Annotated in this window: 8 protein-coding genes; 1 reads left to right on the top strand and 7 read right to left on the bottom strand. The window is 54.3% G+C overall.

The annotated features are described in order from the left end of the window. Positions 1-595: hypothetical protein (locus tag VDP74_RS08860; protein ID WP_322999263.1), on the top strand; the 595-nt coding region annotated here is incomplete at its 5' end. 113 nt (positions 596-708) lie between these two features. Here the strand turns inward: VDP74_RS08860 and VDP74_RS08855 are convergent. The 7 genes from VDP74_RS08855 to VDP74_RS08825 all read right to left on the bottom strand — a co-directional run bounded on the left by VDP74_RS08855 (position 709) and on the right by VDP74_RS08825 (position 10694). Then, on the bottom strand, positions 709-1434 hold the full coding sequence (locus VDP74_RS08855; protein WP_322999262.1) for a hypothetical protein: 726 nt from the start codon (positions 1432-1434) through the stop codon (positions 709-711). Then, complete coding sequence (locus VDP74_RS08850; RefSeq protein ID WP_322999261.1) at positions 1424-3136, bottom strand: RNA-directed DNA polymerase; 1713 nt, start codon at positions 3134-3136, stop codon at positions 1424-1426. The genes VDP74_RS08855 and VDP74_RS08850 overlap by 11 nt, the downstream gene beginning before the upstream one ends. Before the next feature lie 97 nt (positions 3137-3233). After that, a complete protein-coding gene (locus tag VDP74_RS08845) occupies positions 3234-3644 on the bottom strand; it encodes a hypothetical protein (protein WP_322999260.1) in 411 nt (136 codons plus the stop codon). Then, complete coding sequence (locus VDP74_RS08840) at positions 3634-6867, bottom strand: type I restriction endonuclease subunit R (protein WP_322999259.1); 3234 nt, start codon at positions 6865-6867, stop codon at positions 3634-3636. Before VDP74_RS08840 ends, VDP74_RS08845 begins: the two co-directional genes overlap by 11 nt. Next, positions 6864-7811 (bottom strand): DUF4268 domain-containing protein, encoded by a 948-nt coding sequence (locus VDP74_RS08835; RefSeq protein ID WP_322999258.1) that lies wholly within the window; start codon positions 7809-7811, stop codon positions 6864-6866. The genes VDP74_RS08840 and VDP74_RS08835 overlap by 4 nt, the downstream gene beginning before the upstream one ends. Beyond that, complete coding sequence (locus VDP74_RS08830) at positions 7808-9142, bottom strand: restriction endonuclease subunit S (RefSeq protein WP_322999257.1); 1335 nt, start codon at positions 9140-9142, stop codon at positions 7808-7810. Before VDP74_RS08830 ends, VDP74_RS08835 begins: the two co-directional genes overlap by 4 nt. Beyond that, positions 9132-10694 (bottom strand): class I SAM-dependent DNA methyltransferase, encoded by a 1563-nt coding sequence (locus tag VDP74_RS08825; RefSeq protein WP_322999256.1) that lies wholly within the window; start codon positions 10692-10694, stop codon positions 9132-9134. The genes VDP74_RS08830 and VDP74_RS08825 overlap by 11 nt, the downstream gene beginning before the upstream one ends. Positions 10695-10810 lie beyond the last annotated feature (116 nt).

Raw genomic sequence — 10810 nt, 5'->3', positions numbered from 1 at the left:
AGGTGGGTCAGATTTACTCCGACGGGGTGGGTCAGTATTACACCGGCGACAACATTTAATGGGTTGGAGTCATGGGAACACCCGCGTTTGCTCTGCAATCACTGACATTGATGTGCTGCTCCGGTCGTGTTGCACAAAAAGTGCGAACGTCTATCAAATGCCGGCTCCTCCCGCCGTCTGCTTATCTGGGCCATTGCTGGATTTATGGGGCACCTGGAAGGCGAGAAACCGCGTCATCTGGGAACAGGACGTCACCAGAGAATTGGAGAATGCGTTTCGAGAAGCTGAAAGCGAATGGCGGATAGACGCCAGCTCGGTACCGACAGATTTTCCGACGGATTATTTTCTCGGAGCTGTATCAGGCGTTCAGCCAAAATTGCTAGCACGAAAATCCGGCAGCCGCTATATCGTCGGACCGACAAGCCAGGAGCTCCAGGAACGCTATGAATTGTGCTTGCGCCTTGCGGCACAGTATCGACGTCATGCCTCGAGCTTTGGAACCGGGACTATGGAGCCCCAAACATTTGTCTCCGAGGCACTTGCCGACTGGAGCCTCTCGACCCAGGAACGCCACTGGCTAGTGGAAAATCTATAAACCGCCAAGTAATTTTAGAGCGCGCGTGAACACCAGGACATCCGCACCCGCCGCGTTAAACGACAGCTTCATTTTTTATTTCCTCTTTCAGTTGCATCACCAGCCCTATCGACCTATTGCGCGAGCCGTGAGCCGACAAGCGACTGAAAAATTTTTAGCATATCAATCTTTGTTCTACCACCACTGAGGACACTAATAAAACTATCAAACCCCATTTTTACCATCTGCCCGTTTCTTGGGTTCAACAGGATAAAGTCGCGCCACTCGCTTCCTCGTCCTTCGATATCCGCCGCATAGCTTAATATCCAATAAATTGCGACTTGACGATAGTCCGCTGCGGAGAAATTCTTTGCAATGCATTTGACCTCGACAAGGGTTCTCCCTATCGAGAAATCGCCATACCCGTTCCCAACCCACTCCAGACCAGAAATCGGTGGTTTGATGACAAGTTCTAGTTTTCTCTTTTGGCTTATATTGCTAAGAATTTTGGCAATATTAAGACCAACAATTTCAGCAATTTTCTGGTCTGCCGTGGATAAATCCTCCGGCAACTTCGCATCAAAATAGACGCGCTGGCGTCGCAGCGTTTCCTGGAAACAATAATCCCAATCGATGGCTACTGCCCCCTGAAGCAGGCACTCTCCAACGGTATAGCCAAGCTCGAACAACATAGCACGCTGCAGTCGTGACTCAGCGAGCATGTCCGGAGAAATCTGCTGAATTAGGAGCCTACTAGACGACGCGTTGAAGTGAGCGACAATGCCAGGTGTCAGCTGTGGAAAGACTTCATCAAGCACACCTGGAATTTCGCGCGCAACAGTTCGCGGGTCAATTTGCATTTCCAACCCTTTCCACATTCACAAATTTTTCCGCCCAGTCTGCGTATACCCTCGCAAATCTAGGCTCTGCGCCGCGAGGATGGCCTGCCAGTTTTCCTTTATCCTTTTTCTCATCAAATGGAAGTTCGATGCCCAGCGCCCAAGACTGCCCAATCGCGCGCCGCACTTGCAGTCGAGCCTTTTCACCCTCGTCTCCAAAATCAAAAGAAGCGACCCAATACAGGCGTTGGCACTCTGGGGTTAGTTCCGCCCAATGATTACGCAGAAAATTGAATGCAGCTCTATCCTTCCAACCCCGCCAGCAATCAATACATCCACGGTGCACTGCATTGTGCCGATTGCTGTCAAACAGTTGGCGAACAAACCGACCTCGCTTTGGGGTACTGCTAAAGCGTAAGCAACGAAGATAGTGCAGCAGGCTGGTGTCAGGTTGCAATAGATGACCTGAGTGCTGCGGGATGTCATCCAAAAGACCGTCTAAAGCATCATGGATGGTTTTGAAACGGATATCCGAACGTAGATTTGCAACACCCCGCATGATAGTAGGGAATGACGCCCGAAATGCATGCAGGTTCTGTTCATTCAATAAGGTTCGAGCTAAATCAAGTGCTACTACCGGCGAATGCAAACGCAGCGTGCGGCCAATCTGGGTCACAAGAAACGAATCTGGTAGAGCTTTCTCCAACTCACGATTCAGCAATCGACGCACCTCGAGCGACTCGACTGTCTCTCGAAGCAATTCATAATTCTCGCCGGGATTGTCCGAATAGGGGTCAAACTTCAGGTCGATACTCCGCAGCTTTGTGACTTCACCATCATTATCTCCGAGCTGAGCATGCACATAATCACAGTAGTGTTTGGAAGATAGCAGCGCCGTTTTGGTCTTGTTGAGTGTCAAGCCATAATCCATCAAGCACTGCGCAAGTTCTGCCAATGCTTGATAAGCCCCAGCAGTATCAGAAGCTATGAGAACATAATCGTCAACGTAACGGTGCCAACGCACACCGCGCATTGTTAGTGCCTCATCAATTTGATTCAAGAACAACTCAGCAAGGACGCGTGCCCCTTGGCCACCAACAGGCAAGCCGAAGGAACGACCAGCAGAAAATTTACTAAGTAGTGCATTGACCTGGAGAGAAACCTGCACTCCTTCACCACCAAGCGCACTGATAAAGTTCTCAATGTAGTGATGAGAGATGTGTTCATAGAAGCTGGAGATGTCTGTCTGAACAACGACGCCAGCATCTCCGAAGGACACCACATCGGAGACTGTTGATTCTTTGAAGGCCCGCCAAGATTGTTGACTATCGAATAGCTCAGTTCCACCATCAGACAGAAAGCGGTACGAATGTGCGCTTTCGGACCTCCTCGGCTCCAAAACCTCGGCAATGGCAATGCTCAAACCATTTAGGTAAATATTCCAAAATGGATGAATTTTAGTTACCACTCGAAAGCCAGTAGGCCCAGAAGGAGCCACCAACCGCTCGCAGTAAATACGTTGTTCAGCAATCCTTTCGTGGTTGTCCTTCTGCGCTTTGCTATTGCTTAACTCATTGTAGAACCCGTACGCAATAGAAGCGAGTGCCTCCGCTTGGTCACCACAAAACCGGACATCAAGGTCAAATGGAAGGGTATCGTTGTCGCCATGCTTAGCAATCTCACAGGACGCACGATTGAAGTGGCGAAATTCAGGCTTAAGCAATCTCTAGTTCCTCTGTGTGAATTGTGGCGTGACTATCGTGCGTTGTGTAATGCTGCTGATTACTGGTGCAGCAATCTTCCATATGCCACCCGACGCCCTACAAACACTGCTCAAACATCGTGTAGATGGCTTCACCCGCTGGCTCACCGAAAGCCCCCACGAGACCACCAAGAACAGCGATGGCTATTCCAAGAATCATGGTGTCGCCGATTTCCCGCTCCTTCGCGGTAGTAGTCACCAAGCGGCCACGCTCATCCATAGAAGCCAGCCGTCCCGCTCCGGACTGAGATTTATATATCCCCTTTATGAATAATGGCGAAGACGTCGCAAGCAACCCAGAAATTGAAATCAATGACCCAAATCGACCTAGCCATACCCAATTCTCTTGTGTCACCGACAGCACACAGCCCAAGGAAATTGAAATGACAGTGAATACAACAATAAAACCACGAGACCCAAAAATACGAACAGTCGAATCCAGTGGATGTGTGTCTGTATCACGCATCATACGAAGTCCATTCTGAACCCAACGCTTCAGCTTGTGTCAACACTAGCTCTACAGCCTCATCCGCTCTATCCGGGGGATACTTGTACTTGCGCAATATCCGCTTGACCATCAACCGCAGGCTGGCACGTACGCTCTCGCGCCTTGACCAGTCCACTGTGATGTTTTTGCGCAGATTTTCTGTCAACTCGTGGGCGATTTTCTTCAGTGTCTCGTCCGTCAGCTCACGCACGGCCGACTCGTTGTTGACCAGAGCATCGTAGAAGCGGATTTCATCTTCGCTCAGGCCGAGTGCCTCCCCACGGTTCGCAGCTTCCCGGAACTTCTTGGCCATTTCGACCAGCTCTTCCATGACCTGAGCGGTCTCGATACTGCGATTCTGATAGCGCGTGATGACACTGCCCAGCATCTCTGAGAACTTCTTCTGCTGCACCACATTGCTGGCGAACTTGCTCTTGATTTCGCCCTCCAGCAGGCGCTCCAGCAGCTCGACGGCCAGATTGCGCTCGGGGAGATTCTGCACCTGGGCCAGGAATTCGTCATCCAGCAGGCCGATGTTGGGCTTTTCCAAGCCCACGGCATCGAAGATATCGACGACACTTTCGCTCACGACTGCCTGGTTGATGATTTGACGGATGGCGACTTCGCGTTGCTCGTCGGTCTTCTTCTGGGCACTGATGTCGCGCTTGGTCAGGATGACCTTCACGGCCTGCATGAAGGCGACCTCATCGCGCAGCGCCTTGGCCTCTTCCAGCGTGCAGCACAGGGAAAAGGCTTTGCTGAGCGCCAGCGCCGCATCTGCAAAGCGCTTCTTGCCATCCAGTTTGGCGTCCTTTTGACCCGGCGGTGGACGCAGCGACAGGATGTGATTGGCAGCCCCTGCTAGTGCCTTGTGTCCGCCAGTCTTGAAGCCGGAATAGTCGTAGCCGTGCAGCATCGCACGTAGGACATCCAGCTTTTCCAGCATGACGGACAAGGCTTCGTGCGCGTCCACGGTCGGCTTGCCGCGTCCCTTGCTGGCCGTGTATTCCTTCATGGCGGCTTTCAACTCGTTGCCAATGCCGATGTAATCAACCACGAGACCGCCCTGCTTGTCGCGAAACACCCGGTTCACGCGGGCAATAGCCTGCATCAGATTGTGGCCCTTCATGGGCTTGTCGATGTACATCGTATGCACGCAGGGGGCGTCAAATCCAGTCAGCCACATGTCGCGCACGATGACCATCTTCAGCGGGTCAACCGGGTCCTTGAAGCGCTTTTCCAGACGCTTTTTCACCTGGGCGCTGTAGATGTGGGGGCGCAGCAAGGCCTTGTCGCTGGCGCTGCCCGTCATGATGACCTTGAGGGCCCCCTTCTCCGGGTCCGCATCGTGCCAATCGGGGCGCAGCTTGATGATTTCGTTGTACAGGTGCACGCAGATGTCGCGGCTCATCGCCACGACCATGGCCTTGCCATCCTGGGCCTTGTTGCGCTCTTCAAAGTGCGTAACGAGGTCAGCGGCCACGCTGGCGACGCGTGGTTCGGCGCCTACCACTTTTTCCAAGGCCGCCCACTTGGACTTCAGGCGGGCCTGGTCCTGTTCTTCTTCATCCTCGGCCAGTTCATCGACTTCGTCGTCCAGGGTTTCCAGGTCGGCGTCATTCAGGCTGACCTTCGCCAGGCGCGATTCGTAGTAGATGGCGACCGTCGCACCGTCTTCTTTCGCCTGCTGCATGTCATAGACATGGATGTAGTCACCAAAGACTGCCCGCGTGTCGTGGTCAGCACCGCTCACTGGGGTGCCAGTAAAGGCCACGAACGTGGCATTGGGCAAGGCATCGCGCAGGTGTTGGGCATAGCCAACTTGGTAGCTGACCTGGTAATCCTTCGCCCCTGCACGTTCTGTAGTCAGCACTGTCGTGGGATGTTCACCGGCATCCAGGTGCAATACCGTGGCGGCCCCACCCGACTTGGGTTTGCGTTCTTTCAGCTTAGCTTCGAAGCCATACTGCGTACGATGGGCTTCGTCCGCAATGACGACGATATTGCTGCGGTCAGACAACTGCGGGAACGTGTCCTCATCCTCCCCCGGCATGAATTTCTGGATGGTGGCGAAGACAATGCCGCCAGAAGGCCGGTTGGACAGCAAAGTGCGCAATTCCTGGCGGGTAGTGGCCTGTACAGGCTGCTCACGCAGCAAGTCTTGAGACAGGCTGAAGACCCCAAAGAGCTGCCCATCCAGGTCATTGCGGTCAGTGATGACCACGATGGTGGGATTCTGCATCGCGGATTCCTGCATCACCCGTGCCGCAAAACATGTCATGGTGATGCTTTTGCCGCTGCCTTGAGTGTGCCAGACCACGCCGCCCTTGCCACGCTCCGCTACACCGGCTTGCAGGTGGGAGGCCTGCACGACGTGTTCGACGGCCAGGCGCACAGCATGGTACTGATGGTAGCCGGCGATTTTCTTGATGAGCGTCCCGTCGTCTTCGAACAGTACGAAATACCGCAGGTAGTCCAGCAGCCAGGCAGGGGCCAGCAGTCCGCGCACCAGCGTTTCCAGCTCATTGAACTGGCCTAGGGGGTCCAGCGTCACGCCATCGATGGTGCGCCACTGCATGAAGCGTTCAGCATTGGCCGACAGCGACCCGAAGCGCGCCTCTGAGCCATCCGAGATGACCAGGATTTCGTTGTATTCAAAGACGTAGGAAATCTGCGCCTTGTAGGTCTGAATCTGGTCGTAGGCCTTCCAGATATCGGCGTTTTCGTCAGTGTTGTTCTTCAGCTCCAGCAACACCAGCGGCAGGCCGTTGACGAACAGGATGATGTCAGGTCGGCGGGTATGGTGCGGGCCTTTGATGGTGAACTGGTTGACGGCCCAGAATTCGTTGTTGGTCGGGTCGGCCCAGTCCACCAAACGCACCAGGTCGCCACGAGTCTCGCCGTCCTTCTGGTACTGCACAGGAACGCCGTTGACCAGCAGCTTGTGGAAAGCGCGGTTGGCGGCTAACTGAACAGGGATATCCAGGTTTGCTACCTGCTGGACTGCGTCTGCCCGAGCAACCGCAGGAATGTCGGGATTCAGGTGGTCGATAGCAGCACGTAGACGATGCGGCAGGATGACCTGGGTGTAGCCGGCGCGCTGCGGGTCTGGCCCATCGTGGGCGATATCTGGGCCGCTGTGGACGCTGTAGCCGACTTCGGCCAGCCAGCCCAGGGCTTCCTGTTCGAGTTGGTCTTCGGTCATGGCAGGCTTTGAATAATGGGCCTAAACACTGTGTTCATCTTGACCAGACGCTGGACGTACCAATCCAGATAGGCCGACCATTGAGCTTCGTTCCCCAAAGGGCTATCTGGCCGCCACGAGGCTATCCGGCAAGCATGCGCATCCGGCAGTTCCTGCCAGTCCAATTCAAAACCAAGCTTCTCTTCAATGCCCGCCTTTTGCTCCAACAGGCATTGGAACATCTTTTTGGATTCTTGATGATGGATATACATCTCCACCCCGAGCTTATCGTCCCGATAATTTGCCGTCGGGTTCAGGTTGAATCCAGCACGACCAATAGAGTTAGTCAGCCAATGCTGTGGCCGTGGCTTCTGGGGCTTGATATGTGGCGCTTCCTTGTTGAGCTTTTCCACCAATTCAGTCCACAGACGTAACTGTCGCTGTTTGGTTGGCGTTGCATGTGTTGCCGCTTTTGCCTGCTCCCGTCCAGCTTTAGCCCAATCATTCGGCCTGACGACCACTTCAAACTTTGGTGCCAGAGGGGAATCCCCAATACGCCAGAGTTCAATCTCGACCGCGAAGAAATTCAAGTCTTCGGTAGTGTTCTCATTCAAAAATTCCAGCGCTGCGATATGCTCTGGCCTGAACGATTCCGCAACCCAGATGACCTTGCGTGCATCGACGCCCGCAGCATACGTCAGAATCTGTCCAAGGTGATTGTGGTTGGTTTTTTCAAGCTGATTTTCGATGACCACCTGTTCTTCTTCGCAGGTACAAAGTATGTCCAGCTTGAACTCACCCACCCAGTGTTCCGTGGCAACAATCGCCAGTTCCGGCAAGTCCAAAGCGTCGGCAAGGGAAGTGAGGTTCTCTTCCTCCGCCAGCCAGGGGGTAAAGTCAGAGGCTTCGTGCTTCCATGCCGCTCGAAGGGGGACACGCTCAAGTTTGCTGAGTGTCTTGGTCATGACGTAGCCACCTCGACTTGTTGATGAGCTTCAGGAAGCCTCAGTTGTCCAGAAACCAGCCGAGGGAGCAGCATGTCACGTAATGCGCTTAATTTTTGAATTCCCATCTGGTTATTAGCAACAGATTTAAAGACCAATATTGCCGCATCATGGAATTCTTTCAATATTTCCTCTGATGGAAGAACGCAGGTCATGTTGGAGACCACATCAGGCCGAACAGCAGGATAAGCCCCACCATCCGCGACATGCGTCAGGTACTCGATGCTTGAATCCTGAGTGGCAGAGAGGTATATGAATTCAGCCGCCGCGCCTGCTCTTGGTCGCAAAACAGCAAACCCAGTACTGCCCGTCAAATTCTCCAGCTCAGAATGAACAAATGCAAACGACCTATTTCCAGGGCGGACAGTTCCGACAATTGTGTCCCCACTTCGTAGCACACGTCTGGCTCGGCTTGGAGCGTCCTCAAAAGTGAACTCAGATAACCCATCCATGACATTATTTTTTGTATTCGCTAAATCTGCATATAAAATTTTTTCGGGATGGTTCTTTGCTGTCCAAGATTCAGGATTTAGGACAGACAACTCATCAAGGGAACCTGCCTTCCACCCCCTTGGTATCAACCTCAGTTCAGACTCTTCAAACGAATCTGGAAACAGCGCAGCGATTTCCTCATCCATGCCTTCAGGCTGACGGCCTTCCATCTTGGCGCGCACTGGGTCAAAGTCCACGAACCAAGACTTGAAGATGGCCTGGGCGATGGACTCAAGGGTTTTATTTGTTTCACACAGGAGGGTGATGCGGTCGTCGAGGGCTCTGAGGAACTCCGTAACCTGATGCTGAACTGGCAGTGACGGCAGAATGACAGGCACTGCAGCGAGTATTGCGGTATTCAGATTGGGCATCGTAGCGCCCACAGCATGACGGATTAGCCAATCTTTTATTTCCGGCAAACGCAAGTAATAAGAAACAAACTGAGCACTTGCCATCTTCTCAGCGCCCATGCGAACCTTCAGACACCCAGTGCCACACAACCAGCCCGACTCTGTCTCTCGAACCAGTGCATTTTTCGTGACATCTCCCCGGCGACTGAAAACAATATCTCCAACAGCAAGTTTGTGCTGCGAGAGTCGCTCCACATCTTCCTGGCCGATTCGTGCAATCCTTTCCAAGGAAATTCCTTGCATGCCAATATTGGTTGGCATGACAACAGGCGTCCCTTTTTCTGTGTAGTCAGACGTATGCAGTTGGCTCCCAAACGGTCCGGTCTGAATTGAACCGCCTTGGCTATGACAGATATCCCCTAAGGTGGTTTCAATCCACTCAGAACTCATACCCCAGCCCCCCAAGCTTCTGCCGAATCAGCGCATCCAATTCCACACCTTTGGCCATCTGTTCGCCTAGCTTAGTCGTCAGCCGTTCCATCTTCTCGGCAAAGGCCTCGTCATCATCCTCGACCTCTTCAGCGCCCACATAGCGGCCGGGGGTCAGCACATGTCCATGCTGGGCGATTTCCGTCAGGGGCACACTGCGGCAGAAGCCGGGTACATCCTGGTATTCCGTCACGGTGGCGCCATCAGCCACTTCCCCTCGCCAGGCCGCCACAGTATCGGCGATACGGGCGATGTCCTCGTCCGACAGCTCCTTCTGCACACGGCTGACCATATGACCCAGTTTGCGAGCGTCGATGAACAGGACTTCGCCCTTGCGCTTCTTCTGCTTGGCCAGGAACCAGAGGCAGGCGGGAATCTGGGTATTGAAGAACAATTGCCCCGGCAAAGCCACCATGACTTCCACCACATCGGCATCAACCATGGCGGCGCGGATGACACCTTCGTTGTTTTGGCTGGAACTCATAGAGCCATTGGCCAGCACGATGCCGGCCCGGCCTGAGGGCTTCAGGTGGTGCAGCATGTGCTGCAACCAGGCGTAGTTGGCGTTGCCCTGCGGCGGGTCGCCATAAGCCCAGCGCGAATCGCCTTCCAGACTGCCATGCCACCAATCGCTGATGTTGAACGGCGGGTTCGCCAGGATGAAGTCGGCCCGCAAGTCGGGATGCTGATTACGGGTGAAGGTATCGGCGGGTTCCTTACCCAGATTGAAGTCGATGCCACGAATCGCCAGGTTCATGGCCGCCAACCGCCATGTGGTGGGGTTGGACTCCTGTCCGTAGATGGAGACATCCCCCATCCGGCCACCATGCGCGGCGATGAATTTTTCCGACTGCACGAACATGCCGCCCGAACCGCAGCAAGGGTCATAGACCTGCCCTTTGTGCGGGGCCAGCACGGCCACCAGAGTCTTGACGATGCTGGCGGGCGTGTAGAACTGGCCGCCCTTCTTGCCCTCGGCGCTGGCGAACTGGCCCAAAAAATACTCGTAGACCTGACCCAGGATGTCGCGCGCGATGTTCGCATCGTCACCGAAGCCAATCGTGGAAATCAGGTCCACCAGCTCGCCCAGCTTGCCATCGGGCAGTTGAGCGCGGCCATAGCGCTTGTCCAGAATGCCCTTCAGCTTGGGGTTCTCGGCCTCGATGGCGGTCAGCGCGTCGTCGATGCGCTTGCCGATGTCGGGCTGCTTGGCGGCGGCGCGCAGAGCCTCCCAGCGGGCAACTTCAGGGACCCAGAAGATATTCGCGGCAGTGTAGTAATCGCGGTCTTCCAGCTCAGTCGCTAGCTCTTCGGCGCTGGCGTTGGGGAAGTGGTATTCGTCCGTGGGGTCGGCGAAACGCTTCAGCAGCTCCGCCTGGCGCCCGGCAAACGTGTCAGAGATGTATTTCAGGAAAATGAGCCCCAGCACCAGATGCTTGTATTCTGCCGCGTCCATGTTGGCGCGCAGCTTGTCTGCCGCTGCCCACAGGGTTTTCTTGATGTCGTCGACCATCTGTCTGCTCTTGATATCTGTAAAAAATTGTGTGTCCTGACCATCAGTAGTCTAAACGATAGCGGCCTCACCAGACGGCCTGCATACGGCGGGCTGCACAAGGTAGCCATACTTCG

The sequence above is a fragment of the Castellaniella sp. genome, from assembly GCF_034674885.1.
GTDB lineage: Bacteria > Pseudomonadota > Gammaproteobacteria > Burkholderiales > Burkholderiaceae_B > Castellaniella.
Note: the sequence above shows the minus strand (reverse complement) of the source record. Positions and strands in the feature narration are given on the sequence as shown.

Bases quoted from the DNA above. Each gene is read 5' to 3' on its own strand.
- VDP74_RS08855 (WP_322999262.1), bottom strand. From the start codon at position 1,434: ATGCAAATTGACCCGCGAACTGTTGCGCGCGAAATTCCAGGTGTGCTT.
- VDP74_RS08845 (WP_322999260.1), bottom strand. From the start codon at position 3,644: ATGATGCGTGATACAGACACACATCCACTGGATTCGACTGTTCGTATT.
- VDP74_RS08840 (WP_322999259.1), bottom strand. From the start codon at position 6,867: ATGACCGAAGACCAACTCGAACAGGAAGCCCTGGGCTGGCTGGCCGAA.
- VDP74_RS08835 (WP_322999258.1), bottom strand. From the start codon at position 7,811: ATGACCAAGACACTCAGCAAACTTGAGCGTGTCCCCCTTCGAGCGGCA.
- VDP74_RS08830 (WP_322999257.1), bottom strand. From the start codon at position 9,142: ATGAGTTCTGAGTGGATTGAAACCACCTTAGGGGATATCTGTCATAGC.
- VDP74_RS08825 (WP_322999256.1), bottom strand. From the start codon at position 10,694: ATGGTCGACGACATCAAGAAAACCCTGTGGGCAGCGGCAGACAAGCTG.